The organism is Pseudomonas sp. PvP001 (genome assembly GCF_040546375.1).
In the GTDB taxonomy this organism is placed as follows: domain Bacteria; phylum Pseudomonadota; class Gammaproteobacteria; order Pseudomonadales; family Pseudomonadaceae; genus Aquipseudomonas; species Aquipseudomonas coleopterorum.
In genome coordinates, this window is sequence record NZ_JBEPNQ010000001.1 from 3307395 (window position 1) to 3328351 (window position 20957).

Below are 20957 nucleotides of genomic sequence, written 5' to 3' on the forward strand. Positions count from 1 at the left end.
TGATGTTTGCATTTGCTCACCCCCATCCAGGCAGGCAACGTGGCATGACGCTGGTGGTCTGCCTGGTCTTTTTGTTGCTGCTGACTTTGATAGGCGTCTCGTCTATGCAGAATGCCACCTTGCAGGAAAAGATGGCGGGCAGCGTCACCTTGCGCAATGGATCTTTCCAGATAGCCGAAGCCATGCTTCGTCTCGGTGAAAACACCGTCAAGCCCGCCGCCTATACGCTGGCCTTCTGCCGAGATGCTGCCACGTGTGCGCCACCCACTACGGCCGGCACCATAGGCACCAGCAGTTACAGTGCGGCCAACGGTGTGGTGTGGACTCAATCCGGACAAGGCTATTACGCGATTCAAAAGGTGGGCACTACCAATAACCCAGCGATCATCGCCAGTGGCCTACCGATCAACACCCAGAAAACATACTACGAGCTGTATCGAATTACCGGAGTGGGTATCCAGGGGACTTCGCGCACCGTGTTGGAGAGTATTTATGCCAAGCAGAAGTAGTAGGCACGGCATGTTCAAAATCTTACTGGGCCTGCTGGCTGGTCTGTATGTCAGCGCGCCATTATATGCATTCACGCCCTCTGACTCGCCTCTGCTGAGTTCAGGATCGGTTGCGCCTAACGTCATGTTGCTGGTGGACGATTCCGGCAGTATGGATAACCTCATTCGTGCCACCGGGTTCGATCAGTCCGTGCCACGTACCCAGATTTACATTTGCGGGTACAGCAACTCCTGCAACCAGTATTACAACGTCGACATGGATAACGAGAACCTGTTCTACAGCTCGTTCCGACAAGGTGCTTGTTCCCTGAATTATTCCGGTTTTCTGCGCCCCAATGGAGTCAAGTACTGCCTTCGCCTACCTGACCCGGTAGGCAACGGCAACACGCGCTATTCGGCCCGGTACATTTCGTATTTGATCGACCAGCTGCCCAACGGTACAACGACCAGAAACTACACGGATAACTCGATTCCACAGGACTATCGCATCAACGTGGCGCGCGCCGCAGCTTCTGCGATCGTCGATGCCAATCGGACATTGCGCATCGGCTTGGCGACTTTCAATCCGCCGCGCTCGGGCGACTCTGGCCCCGGCGGTTTCATATCGCGCAACGTCGCTGATATCAGCACCACCACGTCGGCAGGCCCTGCCAACTACAGGGCACTGCAGAGTGCGATTGACGACTTGGGCTCTATCGCCAACACGCCATTGGCAGAAACCTACTACGAGATCACGCGCTACTTCAGGGGCCTGACGCCTTATTACAACAGTACGCCAAGCACCTACACGAGCCCGATCCAATACCGTTGCCAGAAGAACTATGGCGTGGTCATTACCGATGGTCTGCCGACCTACGATCGTACGTTTCCTAATAATGATCCGCTGGGCGGCTCTCGCCTCCCGAACTGGGACGGCATCAGCGCCAATGATGGGGACAACCTCAACGGCGACGGCGAGGGCGATACGCTTTATCTCGACGACATAGCGAAATTTGCCTACGACATCGACATGCGCTCAGGCGGCACCGATGCTGCTGGGAAAAGTTGGGATGCGGCAGATTTTCCCAAGCAGAACATGTCTACCTATACGGTAGGTTTTGCGGCCAATAACCAGATGCTCAGGGATGCCGCCGAGCTTTATGGCCAGGGTAAGTATTATCAGGCAACCGATGCTGCCGGGCTGAGTACCGCGTTGACCGCCGCGCTCAACGACATCGCCTCCAAGGCAGGTTCCGGCGGCGGCGCCACCGTCAACTCGGTGAGCCTGACTGCATCCAGCCAGTATTACCAAACGTTCTACGACCCAACCGACTGGCGCGGAACGGTTCGTGCCTACGGCCTGGACGCCACGGGCTCGCCTACTTCCACCGTGTTATGGTCGACCGACAGCAAGGTCACTTCGGCTGGCAGCACCACGTTCCAGTCCTTCAATACCACCACGGCTCTGCCCATTACCCTGGCGCTGGGGAATTTTTCCCCTGCGCAGCAGGCTACGCTCGCTACGGGCCTGCCCAGTGGTGTTTCCAACAATGATCTGGTGGAGTGGACCAAAGGGACGAACAAGACAGGCTTGAAGGTTCGTTCGGTGTTGCTCGGCGATATCATCAACTCGCCGTTGGTCTATGCGTCGCCATTCGCCATTTCGGCCACGGATACCACAGGTGATTTCAGCTACACCCAGTATCTGGACACCAAGGCTTCAACCATGTCCCCCAGCCTTGTCGTTGGCAGTAACGATGGCATGACGAGCGTGCTCAACACCGATGGGACGCGCCGCTACGCCTATTTACCCTCGAGTACGCTGTCCAACTTGCGCTACGTAGCCGACCCCACGTACATCAACGGTACAGGCCACAAGTTTCTCAACGATGGCCAACTGACGGTTGCCGACGCGCAGATAGGCACCTCGTGGCGGACGCTCGCGCTGGGCGGTGTTGGCGCCGGCGGACGGACTTACTACGCGCTGCAGTTGTTTCAAGCTGGCAGCAACGCGGTCCGAGCGCTTTGGGAAATCTCGAACACCACGGCAGGCTATGGCAACATCGGCTATGCCTACGGCAAACCCGAAGTTGCCCGTTTGAGTAATGGTAAATGGGCCGCCCTTCATCTCCAATGGTTATGGCAGTACTTCCGGGCGAGCTTCGTTGTTTGTCGTTGATGTGTCCAACGGTCAGCTGATCAGTGAGATTCAAACGCCTTTGGTCGTTTCGGGCGAAACCGATAACGGTTTGTCCTCCGTGGCGCTGGAGGTCAATAGCCAGGGAGTCGTGCAGTATGCCTATGGTGGCGACCTCAAGGGCCGCATGTGGAAGTTCGATTTCACCAGCACTACGAACGGTGCCGTGGGCTTTTCCGGTTCGCCATTGTTTACCGCTTCCGGCGGGGCAAGTCAGCCGATTACCGCACAGCCTACCATTGGCAGCTATACCCAAGGCCGGCAGATCATTTTCTTCGGTACTGGAAAGCTCAACGAAGTAGCTGATAAGACTACGACTGCCACTCAGGCCTTCTATGCAATCGTCGACGCCAATGGTTCGACCGCCAACTACACTGAGTCTTCATTACAGCGCCAGACCATCACCAATATCACTGGCAACAAAGTCTATACCAGCCAGAACACGGTGGATTACAGCACGCGCAAGGGGTGGTACATGCCGCTGACTTATGGCACCACGGCCACTGGCGAGCGAGTACTGTATCCCGCGTTGCTGTTCGATGGACGTGTGTACTTCACCACGGCGATTCTTGACACGACGGATCCTTGTTCCAGCGCGGGTTCCAGCAAGCTGATGGAAGTGGATGCCGAGTCTGGCCAGCGGATCACCAACTTCAATATCTTCGGAGGGCTGGAGTCTACTTCCGGCTTGGTGATCGGCGGTGGCCTGGTTAACGTGGCTTCTTTTGTGAGCTATCAGGATGATGCCGGCAACGATATGGTTGCGTTCCAGTTACCGAACACGGGGGACGCTGGAACGCCAGGTGGAGGTGGAGGTGGAGACGGAAAAAAAGCAGTCACCGATCCCGGCAGCAACATCAACCGCCGTATCATGTGGCAACAACGACAATGAGTGTTCGTATGCGCAGGCAACAAGGCTTTACCCTTATCGAATTGATGATCGTAGTCGCCATCGTCGGCATCCTCGCCGCCATCGCCTACCCCAGCTACACCGAGTATGTGAAGCGTACCCATCGCGTCGAGATCGGCCAGGTATTGGCCGAAGGTGCGCAGAACTTCGAGAGGGGGTTCACTCGGGCCGGCAGCTACGCCAACGTCCCCGATGTGGCGGGTAATGCCTGGTACAACGTCGTGACGGTAAAAGACGCCACCACGTTCAGCCTGACGGCGGCGCCAAGGGCGGGCACCATGATGGTCGGTGACAAGTGCGGCAGTTTCGTCATCAACCAGACCGGCGCGCGGACCAACACCGGCATGGCCGCCGGCACCACTTCCGCCACCTGCTGGGGCCGCTGAGCCTTCCTTGGAATCGTTTGATGTCTGAGCATGTTCTGGTTGTTGGCGGCGGTGTCATTGGCCTGCTGACAGCCTATAACCTTGCCGCCCATGTGGATCGCGTCACCTTGATCGATCGCAGCGCGGTGGGCCAGGAGTCGTCCTGGGCGGGCGGCGGTATCGTTTCACCGCTGTATCCCTGGCGCTACAGCCCGGCAGTCACTGCCCTGGCGCATTGGTCACAGGATTTCTATCCACAGCTGGGGCAGCGTCTGGCTGCCGAGACGGGCATCGATCCTGAGGTGCACACGACCGGCTTGTACTGGTTGGACCTGGAAGATGAGGCCGAGGCGTTGGCCTGGGCCCAGCGCAATCATCGGCCGCTGGCGGCTGTGGATATCTCTTCCACCTATGCCGCGGTGCCGGTGCTCGGGGCGGGGTTCGAGCGGGCGATTTACATGGCGGATGTCGCCAACGTGCGCAATCCGCGGCTGGTGAAGGCGTTGAAAGCGGCGCTGAACGCGCTGCCCAATGTGACGGTGCGTGAGCACTGTGAAGTGCAGGGTTTCGTGTTGGATGGCCAGCGTGTGATCGGTGTGCACTCGGTGCAAGGTGAGTTGCTGGCCGATGAGGTGGTGCTGACCGCGGGGGCGTGGAGCGGCGAGTTGCTGCAGACCTTGGGTGTCGGCTTGCCGGTGGAGCCGGTAAAGGGCCAGATGATCCTGTACAAATGCGCCGCCGACTTTCTGCCGAGCATGGTGCTGGCCAAGGGGCGTTATGCGATTCCCCGACGTGATGGGCACATCTTGATTGGCAGCACGCTGGAGCATGCGGGCTTCGACAAGACCCCAACGCAGGAGGCGCTGGACAGCCTGATGGCCTCGGCGGTCGATCTGCTGCCGGCCCTAGCCGATGCCACGCCAGTGCGGCAGTGGGCCGGGCTGCGTCCAGGGTCGCCGGAGGGGGTGCCGTTCATTGGTCCGCTGCCGCGGCATCCGGGTCTGTGGTTGAACTGCGGGCATTACCGCAACGGGCTGGTGCTGGCGCCGGCTTCGTGTCGTCTGCTGGTGGATTTGATGGTGGGCCGTGACGCCGTGATCGATCCAGCGCCTTACGCACCGCAGGACCGAATCGACCTATAACAGCGCCGCAACCCCTGTAGCAGCGGCGCAAGCCGCGTCCGGCACCGTTGCGTTCATCCAGACACCCCGCATGCACCGCCGACGCGGCTCGCGCCGCTGCTACAGGGATCGCGTACACCGCCGACGCCTTTGTTCAGGCACCCCACGTACACCGCCAACGCGTTCAATCTGGCGCACCACGCAAACCCTGTAGCAGCGGCGCGAGCCGCGTCGGCGGTGCACGCGGTGGCAGGGGATCAATCCAGCCCAAGCTTCTTCAGACGATAGCGCATCGAACGGAACGACATGTTCAGCCGCTGCGCCGCCGCCGTGCGGTTCCAGCGGGTTTCTTCCAGGGCTTGCAGGATGAGCTTGCGCTCCACGCTTTCCAGGTAATCTTCCAGGTTGTCGATCTGGGCCAGGCTGGGTTCACCTACTTCCGTGCCCACCGCCGTTTCACTCAGGCGCAGGTCGCTCGCTTCGATGCGATCGTCTTCACACAGGGTGTAGGCCCGCTCCAGCATGTTCTCCAGCTCCCGCACATTGCCGGGAAAGCGGTAGCCCTTGAGGGTTTCCAAAGCGGCGGGCGTCAACTGTGCGGCAGGCAGGCCGCTGCCTTGCGCCAGGCGCGCCAGCACGCTGGTGGCCAGCAGCGGAATGTCTTCACGCCGCTCGCGCAGACAAGGCACGCGAAGCTCGATCACGTTGAGGCGGTAGTACAGATCCTGACGAAAACGCTGTCCCGCGACTTCAGCTGCCAGGTCTTTGTGGGTCGCGCTGAGAATACGCACATCGACCACGTTTTCGGTCTGCCCGCCCACTGCGCGCACGGCCTTCTCCTGAATGGCGCGCAGCAACTTCACCTGCATGGTCAGCGGCAGGTCGGCCACCTCGTCGAGAAACAGCGTGCCGCCGTGGGCGGCCTGAAACAGCCCCGGCTTGTCTTCGGTGGCGCCGGTGAAGCTGCCCTTGCGATGGCCGAAGAACTCGCTCTCCATCAGTTCGGCGGGGATGGCACCGCAGTTGACCGGGATGAACGGTCGATCCGCCCGCGGGCCCTGCTCATGGATCAGCCGGGCGACCAGTTCCTTGCCGCTGCCTGACTCGCCGCTGATGTAGACCGGCGCCTGGCTGCGCGCCAGACGGCCGATCTGCTTGCGCAGGCCAAGCATGGGGGGCGACTCGCCGAGCAGGCGCTGGTCGATGCTCGGTTCCTTGCCGGTAGGGGCGGGTGCTGGCATGCGCAGCGCGGCACCGACCAACTCGCGCAGGCGCGGCAGATCGACCGGTTTGGTGAGGAAATCGAAAGCGCCGGCCTTGAGTGCGTTGATCGCGGTATCCAGGCTGCCGAACGCGGTGATCATGGCCACCGGCACTTGGGGGTAGCGCTGCTGGATGAATTGCACCAGATCAAGACCGGTACCGTCGGGCAGGCGCATGTCGGTCAGGCACAGGTCGAACGATTCACGGCCCAACCATTCGCGGGCCTCGGCGACATCGCGCGCACTGCGGGTTTCCAGCTTCATGCGGCCAAGGGTGATCTCCAGCAATTCACGAATGTCCGGCTCGTCGTCCACGATCAGAATTTTTTGCCTGGCGCTCATAGTCATCCCTGTTTGCGCGGGTGGGCGAAGGTGATACGCATGCAACTCCCGCCTTTTTCACGTGCCCTGTAGTCTAGGTGGGCCTGATTGCTTTCGCACAGCTCGCGGGAAATATACAGGCCCAGCCCGGTGCCGTTGCTTTCGGTGGTGAAGAAAGGCTCGAACATGTGCTGCAACTGATCGGCGGCAAAGCCCGGGCCGTCGTCCAGCACCTCGAGGATCGGTAAACCGTTGGTCGGCTCCACGAACAGATTCAGCCAGACCTGCGCGCGGCCCTGTTGCTGGGCGCTGTAGCGCAGGCCGTTTTCCACCAGGTTGTTCAGCACCTGGGTCAACTGGTTGGCATCCATGCGCGTTTCCAGGGTGCCGTCGCTGACATACATATGCAACTGTTGGCCTGGACGGGCGGTGGTACGGAATTCGCTGACGAAGTTTTCCAGCCAGGCTTTGAGGTCCAGTGGGTGCGGCGCGCTGGGGCGGCGACGCGACAGCTGCAACACGTTTTCGATGATCAGGTTCATGCGCTTGCAGTGATCCTGAATGATCTGGGTCAGGCGCCGGTCGGCGGCCGGCAGGTCTTCGGACTCCTGCAGCAACTGGCCTGCATGGCTGATGGCCCCCAGCGGATTGCGGATCTCGTGGGCGATGCTGGCCGTGAGACGACCCAGGGCAGCCAGCTTGAGCTGTTGTGCCTGCTGCGCGATCTGCGACAGGTCTTCGAGAAACACCAGCGTCTGCTGCTGCTCGCCACCGCGGCGCAGGGCAATGAAGCTGGCCTGGATCGACGCACCGGTAGGCGACAGCTTCAGACTCTTGACCCGCAAGGCTGGGTTGGTCTGCCACTGCAACAGACGCTCGATCAAGTCGGGGGAGTGATCGGCGATCAGTTCGCCATTGAGCGTCATCCGCCCGAACAGGGCCAGGGCGCCCTGGTTGGCCAGTTGCACGCGCAGTTCGGTGTCCAGCACCAGAATGCCGGTGCGCATGCGCTGCAGGATCAGCGAATTCAAGGCCTCCAGGCTGGTGACGTCACTGGCGCGCTGTTCGGCCAGGTTCTCGCTGGTGCTCAGCAGTCGGCTCAGCCCCTGAACCACGAACCACACAGCGAAGCACAACACACCCAGGGTACTCGCCTGCAGGTAGTCGTTGGCGGCGGCCGGTCGGGAGATGCTCAGGTAGAACGTCAGGTAGATGATGCCGATGGTGGCGAGTGCGGCGATCAACAGGCCGAGGCGACCGCGCAGCAACAGGTTGCCCATGGCCACGGAGGCGATCATCAGGTTGCCGATGCCGCTGGGCGTGCCGCCACCGGCGTAGAACAGGCCAGCGAGCATGATCACGTCGGCGGTGGCCAGGCTGAATACCGGCAGCACCCGACGCGGGTTGCCCATCAGCACCACGACCAGGATGTTGAGAATGAGGTAGAGCCAGCTGCCGGCGCGGAACAGTTCGCCATCGGCGACTTCCAGCAGGCGGTTGTCCATGTTGCTGGAAATCAGCAGGACCAGGGACAGACCAATGGTCAAGCGGTAGAGGTGGTACAGGCGCAGCATCCGCTGCGCCTGGGCGCCGCCGAGAAACTGCGCTTCAGCGGGCACCGTTGCCGGGCCCTTGCTCCAGATGGGGCTGGCTGCAATACCAGTGGCTGTCACGACGCAACGCGCTGTCCTCTGGCAGGTGCACGCCGCACTGGGCGCAGCGAACCATGGTCAGCGAGGCCGGCTTGTGCTCTTCACGAGGCGCGCGGGCGGGAGTCTTGAACCTGCGCCACAGCCAGATGGCGGCGAAGACGATGGCGATCCAGAAAATCAGGCGAATCATGGGAAGGTCAGCTTTGCCAGGGAAGATGGCGCAGTGTAGGAGCGAGCCCGACGCGGAGCAAGCGGCGGGCGAGGGTAGGCCCTGGCAAGCCCTGGTGTGAGCAGTCATTGGCTGGGAAACACACCTGTGGGAGCGGGTCTCTGCCCGCGAAAGGGGCCCTGCGGTGTATCAGGCAGACCGCAGTGAGCCCTTCGCGGGCAGAGACCCGCTCCCACAGGCGGTTATTCCAATAAAAAAGGGGCCGGAGCCCCTTTTTCAGTACAACCGCGCTTCAGTCGAACAAACCAAAGGTCGCGTAGCTGAACCACGAGCGGCTCTTGCCTTCCTCGGCGTTCGGCTGCTGCTGGTCGGCGGTGCCGCCGTCTTCAGGTGGCAGCAGTTCCTTCGGAATGGCGTCGCGCGCTTCCTGGTACTGGCGTTGCACATCCTGGTTGGCACGGGTTTCGCCCGGTGGCAGCGGGTCGGTGTTGGAGCCGATCCAGCCCAGGGTGGCCTTGGAGATCCACGAGCGGTTGTCCGCTTCGTCCTGCTGAGGCACGAACTTGCCGTCTTCCAGGCTCGGGTGGTCCGGGTAGTTGGCCTTCAGGGTTTCCAGGGTGGTGGCCGCCAGATCGTCCAGGTGCAGACGCATGTAGGCTTCGGTCATCACCGCCAGGCCGTCGCCGACGGACGGCGTTTCCTGGAAGTTTTCCACCACGTAGCGGCCACGGTTGGCGGCTGCGACGTAGGCCTGACGGGTCAGGTAGTAGTCGGCCACGTGGATCTCGTAGGAGGCCAGCAGGTTGCGCAGGTAGATCATGCGCTGCTTGGCATCGGGCGCGTAGCGGCTGTTGGGGTAGCGGCTGGTGAGCTGGGCGAACTCGTTGTAGGAGTCACGGGCAGCGCCAGGGTCACGCTTGGTCATGTCCAGCGGCAGGAAACGCGCCACCAGGCCACGGTCCTGGTCGAACGAGGTCAGGCCCTTGAGGTAGTAGGCATAGTCGACGTTCGGGTGCTGCGGATGCAGGCGGATGAAACGCTCGGCAGCCGACTTCGCCGCCTCGGGCTCGGAGTTCTTGTAGTTGGCGTAGATCAGCTCGAGCTGTGCCTGGTCGGCATAGCGGCCGAACGGATAACGCGACTCCAGCGCCTTGAGCTTGGCCGTGGCACTGGTGTAGCTGTTGTTGTCCAGGTCGGCCTGCGCCTGCTGGTACAGCTCGACTTCGCTGAGGTTTTCATCGACCACTTCTTTGGTCGAAGAACAGGCCGCGGTGAGTCCGAGGATGGCGATCAGCAGCAGGTGTTTCACTTGCATGGCGGCTAGCGTCCCTATAAACGGCCGCTGTCTCGGGCGTGGCCGTCCTGTTATGATGAGCACCCCGTGGAACCCCCGGGGCAAAAGACGCCGTATTTAACCACAAGCGTGCAGCCGAAACCAAAGGCTGTGCCGCCGCCTAGTCCGAGCATGTCCGAGATCATACAACTTCGCGCAGAGGTACCGTCCGATTTGGGCGGACAACGCCTCGACCAAGTCGCCGCCCAACTATTCGCAGAGCACTCGCGCTCGCGCCTTTCCGCCTGGATAAAAGAGGGCCGCCTGACCGTGGACGGGGACGTTCTGCGTCCGCGCGATACCGTGCATGGCGGTGCCCTGCTCGAGCTCAATGCCGAGCAGGAAGCCCAGGGTGAATGGGTGGCTCAGGACATCGACCTGGACATCGTCTACGAAGACGACCAGATCCTTGTCATCAACAAGCCGGCGGGCCTGGTGGTCCACCCGGCCGCAGGTCACGCCGACGGCACGCTGCTCAATGCCCTGCTGCACCATGTGCCGGACATCATCAACGTGCCGCGCGCCGGCATCGTTCACCGTCTGGACAAGGACACCACCGGTCTGATGGTGGTGGCCAAGACCATTCAGGCGCAGACCCAGCTGGTGTCCCAGTTGCAGAGCCGTTCGGTGAGCCGCATCTATGAATGCATCGTCATCGGCGTGGTCACCGCCGGCGGCAAGATCAACGCGCCGATCGGTCGGCATGGCCAGCAGCGCCAGCGCATGGCCGTGATGGAAGGCGGCAAGCAGGCGGTCAGCCATTACCGCGTGCTCGAACGCTTCCGCTCCCACACCCACGTGCGTGTGAAGCTGGAAACCGGCCGGACCCACCAGATTCGCGTACACATGTCGCACATCAACTTCCCTCTGGTGGGCGACCAGGCCTACGGCGGCCGCTTCCGCATTCCGCCCGCGGCCAGCGCCACCATGGTCGATGCGCTGAAAACCTTTCCGCGCCAGGCCCTGCACGCCCGTTTCCTGGAGCTCGACCATCCGACGACCGGTGAGCGCATGGGCTGGGAATCGCCACTGCCCGACGACTTCGTCTGGCTGCTGTCGCTGCTCAAGCAGGATCGCGAGGCCTTCATAGGGTGACCACTTTCGCGCAGGGCCTGTTGCTTCCCGACTGGCCAGCTCCGGCTTCGGTCAGGGCCTGCGTGACCACCCGTGAAGGCGGCGTCAGCCCGGCGCCGTATGACAGCCTGAACCTGGGCGCGCACGTGAGCGACGATCCTCACTGCGTGGTGCAGAACCGCCTGCGTCTGACCGCTCACTTCGGCATCCTGCCCGCCTGGCTGAACCAGGTGCACGGGGTGCGAGTGGTCGGAGCCGACCCCAGCCGCGTTCTGGAAGCAGACGGGAGCTGGACCGCTACGCCGGGAATCGCCTGCACATCGATGACCGCCGACTGCTTGCCTGCGCTGTTCTGCAATCGCGCCGGGACCCAGGTCGCCGCCGCTCATGCCGGTTGGCGCGGGCTGGCGGCCGGCGTTCTGGAAGCGACGGTGCAGACGTTCCGCGAGCCGCCCGAGCAGGTCATGGCCTGGCTCGGGCCGGCCATCGGTCCACGGCGCTTCGAAGTCGGCGCCGAGGTGCGTGAGGCCTTCATGTCGATCCATCCGCATGCTGCCGATGCATTCGCGCCGGGTGCCGCGCCTGGCAAGTTTTTGGCCGACATCTATGCGCTGGCGCGGATTCGCCTGGCTGCGGTGGGGGTGACGGCGGTGTATGGCGGGGGATTGTGCACCGTGGAAGACAAGCGCTTCTTTTCCTATCGCCGCGCGCAGGTCACCGGGCGCTTCGCTTCACTGGTGTGGCTGGAACCCTAGCTTCGCAGCCAGCACTGACACAACCTACCCAGACCTACAACCCCCATCCTTGAATCTTCCCCATTACCCCCCATCTAACTGTCATCCCCGGCAGGTTTTCTTCATCAGGTGTGTCCATCGCTCCGGCCTGCCCCTTTCAGGAAGGTGACTCATGCGTATAGACCGTTTGACCAGCAAGCTTCAACTCGCGTTATCCGACGCACAATCCCTGGCCGTTGGCATGGACCATCCCGCCATCGAGCCCGCGCACCTGATGCAGGCGCAACTCGACCAGCAGGGCGGTTCGATTCGTCCGCTGCTGATGCAGGTCGGTTTCGACGTCAACAGCCTGCGCAAGGCGTTGAGCAAAGAGCTCGACCAATTGCCGAAAATCCAGAACCCGACCGGCGACGTCAATATGTCCCAGGATCTGGCGCGCCTGCTCAATCAGGCCGACCGGCTGGCGCAGCAGAAGGGTGATCAATTCATCTCCAGCGAGCTGGTCTTGCTGGCCGCCATGGACGACAACAGCAAGCTCGGCAAACTGCTGTTAGGGCAGGGCGTCAGCAAGAAGGCTCTGGAAAACGCCATCAGCAACCTGCGTGGCGGCGAGGCGGTCAACGACCCCAACGCCGAGGAGTCGCGCAAGGCACTGGAGAAATACACCGTCGACCTGACCAAGCGCGCCGAGGAGGGCAAGCTCGACCCGGTGATCGGTCGTGACGACGAGATCCGTCGGACCATCCAGGTGCTGCAGCGTCGCACCAAGAACAACCCGGTGCTGATCGGCGAACCCGGCGTGGGCAAGACCGCCATCGCCGAGGGCCTGGCCCAGCGCATCATCAACGGCGAAGTGCCCGATGGCTTGCGTGGCAAACGCCTGCTCAGCCTGGACATGGGCGCGCTGATTGCTGGTGCCAAGTTCCGTGGCGAGTTCGAAGAGCGCCTGAAGTCGCTGCTCAACGAACTGTCCAAGCAGGAAGGACAGATCATTCTGTTCATCGACGAACTGCACACCATGGTTGGCGCCGGCAAGGGCGAGGGCTCCATGGACGCTGGCAACATGCTCAAACCGGCGCTGGCCCGTGGCGAACTGCACTGTGTAGGCGCCACCACGCTCAACGAGTACCGCCAGTACATCGAGAAAGACGCGGCCTTGGAGCGACGCTTCCAGAAAGTGCTGGTCGATGAGCCGAGCGAGGAAGACACCATTGCCATCCTGCGTGGCCTCAAGGAGCGCTACGAGGTTCACCACAAAGTGGCGATCACTGATGGCGCGATCATCGCAGCCGCCAAGCTGAGCCATCGCTACATCACCGACCGCCAACTGCCGGACAAGGCCATCGACCTGATCGACGAAGCGGCCAGCCGTATCCGCATGGAAATCGACTCCAAGCCCGAGGTCCTGGACCGCCTGGAGCGTCGCCTGATCCAGCTCAAGGTCGAGTCTCAAGCCCTGAAGAAGGAAGACGACGAAGCCGCGATCAAGCGTCTGGAAAAACTGACCGAAGAAATTGCCCGACTGGAACGCGAATACGCCGACCTGGAAGAGATCTGGACGTCGGAAAAAGCCGAAGTGCAGGGCTCCGCGCAGATTCAGCAGAAGATCGAGCAGTCCCGTCAGGAACTGGAAACCGCGCGTCGGCGTGGCGACCTGAGCCGCATGGCCGAATTGCAGTACGGGGTGATCCCGGACCTGGAGCGCAGCCTGCAGATGGTCGACCAGCATGGCAAAAGCGACAACCAGTTGCTGCGCAGCAAGGTCACCGAGGAAGAAATCGCCGAAGTGGTATCGAAGTGGACCGGGATTCCGGTGTCGAAAATGCTCGAAGGCGAGCGCGACAAGCTGCTGAAGATGGAAAGCCTGTTGCATCAACGCGTGATCGGCCAGGAAGAGGCCGTAGTGGCCGTGTCGAACGCGGTACGCCGTTCGCGTGCCGGCCTGTCCGACCCGAACCGTCCGAGCGGCTCGTTCATGTTCCTCGGCCCCACCGGCGTGGGCAAGACCGAGCTGTGCAAGGCGCTGGCCGAATTCCTCTTCGACACCGAGGAGGCGATGGTGCGCATCGACATGTCGGAGTTCATGGAGAAGCATTCGGTGGCCCGCCTGATCGGCGCACCGCCCGGGTACGTGGGTTATGAAGAAGGCGGCTACCTGACCGAAGCGGTCCGTCGCAAGCCGTACTCGGTGTTGCTCTTGGACGAAGTGGAGAAGGCGCACCCGGACGTGTTCAACATTCTCCTGCAGGTGCTCGAGGATGGACGTCTGACCGACAGTCACGGCCGCACCGTGGACTTCCGCAACACCGTGATCGTCATGACCTCGAACCTGGGGTCGGCGCGCATCCAGGAGCTAGTCGGCGACCGCGAGGCACAACGCGCCGCGGTCATGGATGCGGTGACCAGCCATTTCCGTCCGGAGTTCGTCAACCGGATCGACGAGGTGGTGATCTTCGAACCGCTGGCGCGCGATCAGATTGCCCGGGATCACGCAGATCCAACTGGCCCGCTTGCGCAGCCGTCTGGCCGAGCGCGACCTGAGTCTGGAGCTGAGCGACGAGGCGCTGGATAAGCTGATCGCGGTAGGCTACGACCCGGTGTATGGCGCGCGGCCGCTGAAGCGCGCGATCCAGCGCTGGATCGAGAACCCGCTGGCGCAGCTGATCCTCTCGGGCAAGTTCCTGCCGGGGACCTCGGTGCAGGCGTCGGTGGTGGATGATGAGATTGTGTTTGCTTAATTGATGAGGGGCAGTGAGAGCCTCTTCGCGGGCAGAGCCCGCTCCCACAGGTATGCAACGTTCCTGTGGGAGCGGGGCGGGCGGCGAGCCCTCTGCCCGCGAAGAGGCCCGCCATGACACACCCCATTGATTTCCCGTTGCATTTTCGTTTCAAGGCTTGTAAAGTGCGCCCCGCTGTCGGTCATCCCGCAGAACCAAACGCTTCACCCGGTTCTGAAAAAAAGTTGCAAATCAGTGTCTTGAAAGCAATTTAAAGGGTTGACAGGGGTTTTGAAGATTGTAGAATAGCGCGCCTCAGAGACATGAACGCAGCGATGCGAACAGGTCGAAGAGTTCAAGGCGGTAGTGATACAGGCTTGAAGCTGTAGCAGATGTAGATGTACTGAAGTTGCTGTAGATGTTCTGAAATTGATAGTTCCGTGATAGCTCAGTCGGTAGAGCAAATGACTGTTAATCATTGGGTCCCAGGTTCGAGTCCTGGTCACGGAGCCAAATTTCATATCGGGGTATAGCGCAGTCCGGTAGCGCGCCTGCTTTGGGAGCAGGATGTCAGGAGTTCGAATCCCCTTACCCCGACCATATTTGGGTCGTTAGCTCAGTTGGTAGAGCAGTTGGCTTTTAACCAATTGGTCGTAGGTTCGAATCCCACACGACCCACCATTTTTGATTCCGGTTCGCCGGGTCGAATCTTAAAAGCCCCACCGATTAAAACCGGTGGGCAGCAGAAAAGGCGCCTTCCGGGGTGCCTTTTTTGTACCGGGGTATAGCGCAGTCCGGTAGCGCGCCTGCTTTGGGAGCAGGATGTCAGGAGTTCGAATCCCCTTACCCCGACCATATTCGAAGAAAGGCGCCTGTCATAGGCGTCTTTTTTTTGTTCCCAATTCAACACACCCCCCTGTAGCAGCGGCGCAAGCCGCGTCCGACCCCACCGCGGAGTGTCAAACACACCGCATCGCCAATGACGCGGCTCGCGCCGCTGCTACATGGGAAATATGGTGCGCCATGACGCGCCCTGTAGCAGCGGCGCAAGCCGCGTCCGGCATCACCGCGTCACGTCACACGTAACGCGGTCGATCCATCAATGCAACTTCAATCGTGGCTCCGTGCCGCGTCCGATACGGCTGCCCAGCATCAACATGCCGGTACGGAACAGGCCATACAGCGCCGCCTGGTGCATCCGGTACAGCGACACGTAGAACATGCGCGCCAGCCAGCCTTCCAGCATCACGCTGCCGGTCAGGTTACCCATCAGATTGCCCACCGCCGAAAAGTGCGAGAGCGAAATCAGCGAGCCGTAGTCCTTGTAGGTGTACTCCGGCAGAGCCTTGCCCTCGATACGCAGCTTCAGCGACTTGGCCAGCAACGAAGCCTGCTGGTGGGCCGCCTGAGCGCGCGGCGGCACGTTGCGATCGGTACCCGGCTGCGGGCACGCCGCGCAGTCGCCGAACGCGAAGATGTCGTCGTCGTGAGTGGTCTGCAAGGTCGGGCGCACCACCAACTGATTGATGCGGTTGGTCTCCAGGCCATCGATGTCCTTGAGGAAACCCGGCGCCCGAATGCCCGCCGCCCACACCTTCAGGCTGGCAGGAATGACCTGGCCACTGCTGGTCAGCAGGCTTTCGGCAGTCACTTCGCTCACGGCGGCATTGGTCAGCACCGTCACGCCCAGTTTTTCCAGAGTCTGGTGCACCGGTTGACCGATGCGCTCCGGCAGCGCCGGCAACACCCGCGGACCGGCTTCGATCAAGGTGATGCGCATGTTCTCGGGCGCGATGCGGCCCAGACCATAGGCCGCCAGTTCCTTGGCCGCATTGTGCAGCTCGGCCGCCAGCTCGACCCCCGTGGCACCGGCGCCGACGATGGCCACGCTGATCTGCGCGCGGCTTTCATCGTGGCCGGCGTGTGCACGCAGGTAGTGGTTGAGCAACTGCTGGTGGAAGCGCTCGGCCTGCTTGCGCGTATCCAGAAACAGACAATGTTCGGCTGCACCCTGGGTACCGAAGTCATTGGTAGTGCTGCCCACGGCGATTACCAGCGTGTCGTAGCCAATGCTGCGCGCTGGCACCAGCTCCAGACCGGTTTCCGGATCCAGGGTAGCGCTCAGCTGGATCTGCTTGGCCGCCCGGTCCAGGCCACTCATGCGACCCAGCTGGAACTCGAAATGATTCCACTTGGCCTGGGCAACGTAGTTGAGCTCGTCTTCCGACGAATTCAGCGAACCGGCTGCCACTTCATGCAACAGCGGGTTTCCAGATATGGGTCAGGTTGGCGTCCACCAGCGTGATGCTGGCCGTGCCGCGCTTGCCCAAGGTCTTGCCCAGGCTGGTGGCCAGTTCCAGGCCGCCGGCGCCGCCGCCGACGATAACGATGCGATGTGTCATGGAAGGCTCTCATAAGGTTAAGGAATTCGTTGGGTCTGCGAGGGGGGCGAGCGCAAGGCAGCTCATAGCTCCACACCTTGAAGCAGAGGGTTCCACGGGCCCTGCGACGGCGGTTATCGAAGCAAGAAGCGGACGCTCGACTTGCTGCCGACAAGCACACAGACAACCGCCGACCCATAGGGCGCGGTTCACGTGGCAGGGCTTGGAACCCTGAACAGGTAGACGTTTCAGACGCTGGCAAGGCTACAGGGTTCCTGACAGTCGGTACGGACGATGACGCTTTGTATCATCGCCGCTGCGGATACGCCATGGCTGATAAATGGCGGTTGTCACAAACTGATGCCGACATCGAAAACGATGCTGCGGCCCAGGTTGTTGCGCAGAAAATCCGGCGCATCCGGATGGGCGAACAAGACCCGCGCGAAGGTCGGTCCGACCAGCGACAGCGAGCGCCAGCCTTGGCGGAGAAATTCGGTGGGCGGCGGAAAATGGCTGTTCAGGTCCAGGGTTTCGCGCTTGAGGCTGGCAAAGGCAATGATGTCCAGCTCGCCCAGGTCCAGGCCGCGTTCGCGATAGTTGTGGGATTTCTTGCGCAGGGTCGGGGCAAGCCGTTGCAGCAGCTCGGGCGCACGAATGCGCTTGGGCCGAGCCTCGCGGCGCACCAGTTGGCTGAGGGAGAAGGCGCTGCGGCGACGTTGCAGCTCTTCACGCCATTCATCATTGAGCCGGCGACCTTCATCGAGCACGAAAAACACTTCGAAACTGGCGTCGCGAAACAGCACGTCCGGCGGCTCCTGGCCTGCAGGGGTGAACTCGTCGTCGCGGTAGGTGATGTTCAGACCCTGCAAAAGGCGCTCGCACACCCAACGCTCGCGCTCCCATTTGCGTGCATTGGACAGAAAGGCGTTGGCTTGCTCGGCCTGGCTGGTGAGCAAACGCAGGTAGTCGGAGTCATCCATGGCCCTAGCTTAGCCCGCCTGTGCGACGAAAAGAATAATGGCCAACGCTTCAAAATCGCCGGGTAATGGGTAAGGATGGGATTTTTCCAAGGAGTTGCACCATGCCCAGCATCAAGATCACCTCCGGCGGCTATGAATTCTTGGCCGAAACCCATCCCGACGCACCGCAGACGGTGGAGGCGTTTCTCAAGCTGCTGCCCTATCGGCAGAAAATCATCCACGTACGCTGGAGCGGCGAGGCGTGCTGGGTGCCGTTGGGCGAATTTCAGTTGCTGCGAGGCGATGCGCCGGTCGGCTTCGAGAACCACACCAGCCACCCGTCGGTAGGGGACGTGCTGTTTTATCCGGGGCCGTACAGCGAAACGGAAATCCTGCTGGCCTACGGGTCGTCCTGTTTCGCCAGCAAGATGGGGCAGTTGGCCGGCAACCATTTCCTGACCATCGTGCAGGGCAAGGAAAACCTTCGCGCCCTGGGCGTGAAGACGTTGTGGGAAGGGGCGCAGGAGGTGCTGTTCGAATTGGAGTGATCCCGCCGGCGCGGTGTGACCGGACGCGGCTTGCGCCGCTGCTACAGGGGATTGGCGCTCTTCTGTAGCAGCGGCGCAAGCCGCGTCAGCGGTACACGCGGTTTTCGAAAATATAATGAAGCGAGGCAGGCAACATCGGCCCATGCCCCAGCCCGGGAAACACGTGGTACTCAACGCGCAAACCGGGCACGCCGCTAACACCCTTCAACAACCGCTCCATGGCCACCCCCGGCGCCTGCGTCGAGCGCCCCGGCCCACCCGGCCCAGCTGCCTCGGCGTCACCCCGCATCAACGTCAACCCCACCTCGCTCTGGCTCACTCGGTCCGCCAAGCCGTCCAAAGGCTCAAGCACCGCACCGTTTCCCCACCACAGCGAAGGACTGGCCGCAGCGTAATGCTGAAACGCCCCAGGCCGGGTCAGCAGGGCATGCAGCACCAGCAATCCGCCGTAGGAATGCCCCCACAATGTTTGCCGTTTCACATCCACCGGTACGGCGTGCTCCACCAGCGGTTTGATTCGCTGATCCAGCAGATCGAGAAACTGATCGGCGCCGCCGCTGGGCAACCCGGAGGGCGCATCGGTCTGCGTATCGCCGGTCACTTGAGGCGTGTAATCGAAGGTTCGCGCCGGGCGATCGATACGCAGTGGCGTGGTCGAGCCGATGGCCACGATCAGCGGTGCGTCTGCGCCTTCGTTCAGGCGCCGTAACAGTGCCTGGTCCAGCGCTCCCACGGCAGCATTGCCATCGAGCAGGTACACCACCGGGTAGCCAGCGGTGGGGGCGGGCTGTTCCGGGCGGCCGATGTACAGGCGGTAATGCCGCTGCCCGTCCGCCGAGTCCAGGGTTCGGGTGGTGAACCCATAGCCAGTGTCGGGCTGTTCCAGCACCGGGGCCACCATGGGCTGCTGCGGGTCTGGCCGCGCTTGCGCGGGACCTAGAGCGAGCAGGGCTGCCAAGGCCAGTCCGCTGAGCGTCAGGCATTTCATTCGTTGCATGATCGGGACGCCATTATCATCGCGCACGACAGCGCTCGCTCAATGACCGCGCGGTGGCAGGTCCTCGCTGAACAGCTCGTCCTCGGCATCCGGGCTGACCGGAATCTTGTGTTCCTCGGCCGCCCAGGCGCCCAGGTCGATCAGTTTGCAACGGTCGGAACAGAACGGCCTGTTCACGTTCGCTGCCGTCCATTCCACCGGCGCCCCGCAAGTCGGGCAATCAACGGTCAAGGGTTGGCTCATTCTCGGCCTCCACGCAAAGTCAGGTAAAAAGTATGCAGCCGCTCGACTTCCGAGTGCAGCCAGGCCAGATCACGATCGTTGACCAGCACATCGTCCGCCAGCGCCAGCCGCTGCTCGCGGCTCGCCTGGGCTTTCAGAATCGCCTGGACCTGCTCCGGGGTGGTGTGGTCGCGCAGGAGTGTCCGCGCGACCCGCACCGCCTCGGGCGCATCCACCACCAGCAGACGCTGGGTAATGCGGTATTGGCCGGACTCGACCATCAAGGGTGACACGAACACCGCGTAGGGCGACGTCGCCGATGCCAGCGATTGCGCAATTTCCGCGGCGATCAGTGGGTGCAACAACGCTTCGACCCAGCGCCGCTCCTGCGCATCCTCGAAGATCACCTTGCGCAGCGCTCCGCGATCCAGGCTGCCATCGGCCTGCAACAGCGCCGCGCCATAGCGCTCGACCAGCGCCGCCAACGCCGGACGCCCCGGCTCCACCACCCAGCGCGAGGCCTGGTCGGCGTCCACCACGTGCACGCCCAAATCGGCAAAGCGCTGCGCCGCCGCGCTCTTGCCGCTGGCAATGCCACCGGTCAGACCCAGCACCCACGGTTTATCCACAGCTGTTGTCATCGGAACCCGGCAAACTGCATGTATGAAGTGGTTATTTGATCACCCCACAGCAATGCAATCCACCCCGCGATGGCCAGATAAGGCCCGAACGGGATCGGCGTACTGGTTTGCGCGTTGCGCATCCGCAGCATCAACACCCCCAGCACCGCACCCACCAGCGACGACAGCAGAATGGTCAGCGGCAGAATCTGCCAGCCACCCCAGGCCCCCAGCATGGCCAGCAACTTGAAATCGCCGTAGCCCATGCCTTCCTTGCCGGTGATGAGCTTGAACGCCCAATACACCAGCCACAAGCTGAGATAACCGGCCACCGCGCCCCACAGCGCGTCATACAGGTTCGTGAACAAGCCCTGCCCATTGACGATCAACCCCAGCCACAACAGCGGCAGCACCAGCACATCCGGCAGCAACTGGTGGTCGGCATCGATCAGACTCATCGCCAGCAGCCCCCAGGTCAGCACCAGAAACGCCGCCGCCTCCCAGCCCAGGCCGAAGTGATACACCACGAACGCACTGAGAATGCCCGTGGCCAGCTCGACCAGCGGATAACGCAGACTGATCTTCGCCCGACAGCTGGAGCACTTGCCCCGCAGCATCAGGTAGCTCACCACTGGAATGTTCTCCCAGGCGCGGATCTTGTGCGCGCAGTGCGGGCACTCGGAGTGGGGGAGCAGCAGGTTATAGGTCGCGCCCGCTGGCTCTGGCGGCAGGCCGAGCATTTCTCGGGACTGCGTGGTCCAGTCGCGGTCGAGCATGATGGGCAGGCGATGGATGAGGACGTTGAGGAAGCTGCCGATGACGAGGCCCAGGAGGAGGGCGCAGGCGACTAGGGCCAGCGGGCTGGCCAAGAATTCAAGTACGGGCAT

The 20957-nt window shown here is 62.1% G+C and carries 15 protein-coding genes, 4 tRNA genes and 3 pseudogenes; 12 read left to right on the forward strand and 10 right to left on the reverse strand.

What is annotated here, in order from left to right:
- The first annotated feature begins 44 nt into the window (after window positions 1-44).
- The 4 genes and pseudogenes from ABMD26_RS15095 (at window position 45) to thiO (ending at window position 5102) form a co-directional block, all read left to right on the forward strand.
- Window positions 45-509 (forward strand): pilus assembly PilX family protein, encoded by a 465-nt coding sequence (locus ABMD26_RS15095; RefSeq protein WP_134723844.1) that lies wholly within the window; start codon window positions 45-47, stop codon window positions 507-509.
- Window positions 493-3577, forward strand: a pseudogene (locus ABMD26_RS15100) (pilus assembly protein). Before ABMD26_RS15095 ends, ABMD26_RS15100 begins: the two are co-directional and overlap by 17 nt.
- A gap of 8 nt (window positions 3578-3585) precedes the next feature.
- Complete coding sequence (locus ABMD26_RS15105; protein WP_134723722.1) at window positions 3586-3981, forward strand: type IV pilin protein; 396 nt, start codon at window positions 3586-3588, stop codon at window positions 3979-3981.
- 20 nt (window positions 3982-4001) lie between these two features.
- A complete protein-coding gene (gene thiO, locus ABMD26_RS15110) occupies window positions 4002-5102 on the forward strand; it encodes a glycine oxidase ThiO (RefSeq protein ID WP_354310496.1) in 1101 nt (366 codons plus the stop codon).
- Window positions 5103-5338: 236 nt separating this feature from the next.
- On the opposite strand, the gene ABMD26_RS15115 is transcribed toward thiO, so the two are convergent.
- The 4 genes from ABMD26_RS15115 to ABMD26_RS15130 all read right to left on the reverse strand — a co-directional run bounded on the left by ABMD26_RS15115 (window position 5339) and on the right by ABMD26_RS15130 (window position 9800).
- On the reverse strand, window positions 5339-6685 hold the full coding sequence (locus ABMD26_RS15115; protein WP_354310498.1) for a sigma-54-dependent transcriptional regulator: 1347 nt from the start codon (window positions 6683-6685) through the stop codon (window positions 5339-5341).
- 2 nt (window positions 6686-6687) lie between these two features.
- Window positions 6688-8283: a sensor histidine kinase gene (locus tag ABMD26_RS15120; RefSeq protein WP_375143178.1), complete on the reverse strand. Its 1596-nt coding sequence runs from the start codon at window positions 8281-8283 to the stop codon at window positions 6688-6690.
- Window positions 8273-8506: a PP0621 family protein gene (locus ABMD26_RS15125; protein WP_049860967.1), complete on the reverse strand. Its 234-nt coding sequence runs from the start codon at window positions 8504-8506 to the stop codon at window positions 8273-8275. The genes ABMD26_RS15120 and ABMD26_RS15125 overlap by 11 nt, the downstream gene beginning before the upstream one ends.
- Window positions 8507-8777: 271 nt before the next feature.
- On the reverse strand, window positions 8778-9800 hold the full coding sequence (locus tag ABMD26_RS15130; RefSeq protein WP_049860968.1) for an outer membrane protein assembly factor BamD: 1023 nt from the start codon (window positions 9798-9800) through the stop codon (window positions 8778-8780).
- A gap of 150 nt (window positions 9801-9950) precedes the next feature.
- Here ABMD26_RS15130 and rluD point away from each other — a divergent pair, with 150 nt between their 5' ends.
- The 7 genes and pseudogenes from rluD (at window position 9951) to ABMD26_RS15165 (ending at window position 15198) form a co-directional block, all read left to right on the forward strand.
- Window positions 9951-10913: a 23S rRNA pseudouridine(1911/1915/1917) synthase RluD gene (rluD, locus tag ABMD26_RS15135; RefSeq protein ID WP_049860969.1), complete on the forward strand. Its 963-nt coding sequence runs from the start codon at window positions 9951-9953 to the stop codon at window positions 10911-10913.
- A complete protein-coding gene (pgeF, locus tag ABMD26_RS15140; RefSeq protein ID WP_354310501.1) occupies window positions 10910-11647 on the forward strand; it encodes a peptidoglycan editing factor PgeF in 738 nt (245 codons plus the stop codon). The genes rluD and pgeF overlap by 4 nt, the downstream gene beginning before the upstream one ends.
- A 151-nt stretch (window positions 11648-11798) precedes the next feature.
- Window positions 11799-14364, forward strand: a pseudogene (gene clpB, locus ABMD26_RS15145) (ATP-dependent chaperone ClpB).
- A 416-nt stretch (window positions 14365-14780) separates the two neighbouring features.
- A tRNA-Asn gene (locus ABMD26_RS15150) sits at window positions 14781-14856 on the forward strand.
- Window positions 14857-14866: 10 nt separating this feature from the next.
- Window positions 14867-14943, forward strand: a tRNA-Pro gene (locus tag ABMD26_RS15155).
- A gap of 5 nt (window positions 14944-14948) precedes the next feature.
- A tRNA-Lys gene (locus tag ABMD26_RS15160) sits at window positions 14949-15024 on the forward strand.
- 97 nt (window positions 15025-15121) lie between these two features.
- Window positions 15122-15198: transfer RNA gene (locus tag ABMD26_RS15165), tRNA-Pro, on the forward strand.
- A gap of 244 nt (window positions 15199-15442) precedes the next feature.
- Here the strand turns inward: ABMD26_RS15165 and ABMD26_RS15170 are convergent.
- Both ABMD26_RS15170 and ABMD26_RS15175 read right to left on the reverse strand, forming a co-directional pair.
- Window positions 15443-16745 (reverse strand): annotated as a pseudogene (locus tag ABMD26_RS15170) (NAD(P)/FAD-dependent oxidoreductase).
- A 329-nt stretch (window positions 16746-17074) separates the two neighbouring features.
- The gene (locus ABMD26_RS15175) at window positions 17075-17704 is read right to left on the reverse strand and encodes a DUF1780 domain-containing protein (RefSeq protein ID WP_354310503.1); all 630 of its coding nucleotides are present in this window, start codon (window positions 17702-17704) and stop codon (window positions 17075-17077) included.
- A gap of 101 nt (window positions 17705-17805) precedes the next feature.
- On the opposite strand from ABMD26_RS15175, the gene ABMD26_RS15180 reads away from it, so the two are divergent.
- The gene (locus tag ABMD26_RS15180) at window positions 17806-18231 is read left to right on the forward strand and encodes a DUF3830 family protein (protein ID WP_354310505.1); all 426 of its coding nucleotides are present in this window, start codon (window positions 17806-17808) and stop codon (window positions 18229-18231) included.
- A gap of 85 nt (window positions 18232-18316) precedes the next feature.
- Here ABMD26_RS15180 and ABMD26_RS15185 read toward each other — a convergent pair whose 3' ends face one another.
- The 4 genes from ABMD26_RS15185 to ABMD26_RS15200 are packed head-to-tail and all read right to left on the reverse strand — an operon-like array spanning window position 18317 to window position 20957.
- Window positions 18317-19219: an alpha/beta hydrolase gene (locus ABMD26_RS15185; protein WP_354311833.1), complete on the reverse strand. Its 903-nt coding sequence runs from the start codon at window positions 19217-19219 to the stop codon at window positions 18317-18319.
- 48 nt (window positions 19220-19267) lie between these two features.
- A complete protein-coding gene (gene yacG, locus ABMD26_RS15190) occupies window positions 19268-19471 on the reverse strand; it encodes a DNA gyrase inhibitor YacG (RefSeq protein WP_049861149.1) in 204 nt (67 codons plus the stop codon).
- Window positions 19468-20091: a dephospho-CoA kinase gene (gene coaE / locus ABMD26_RS15195; RefSeq protein ID WP_354310508.1), complete on the reverse strand. Its 624-nt coding sequence runs from the start codon at window positions 20089-20091 to the stop codon at window positions 19468-19470. The genes yacG and coaE overlap by 4 nt, the downstream gene beginning before the upstream one ends.
- Window positions 20088-20957: a prepilin peptidase gene (locus tag ABMD26_RS15200; protein WP_354310510.1), complete on the reverse strand. Its 870-nt coding sequence runs from the start codon at window positions 20955-20957 to the stop codon at window positions 20088-20090. Before ABMD26_RS15200 ends, coaE begins: the two co-directional genes overlap by 4 nt.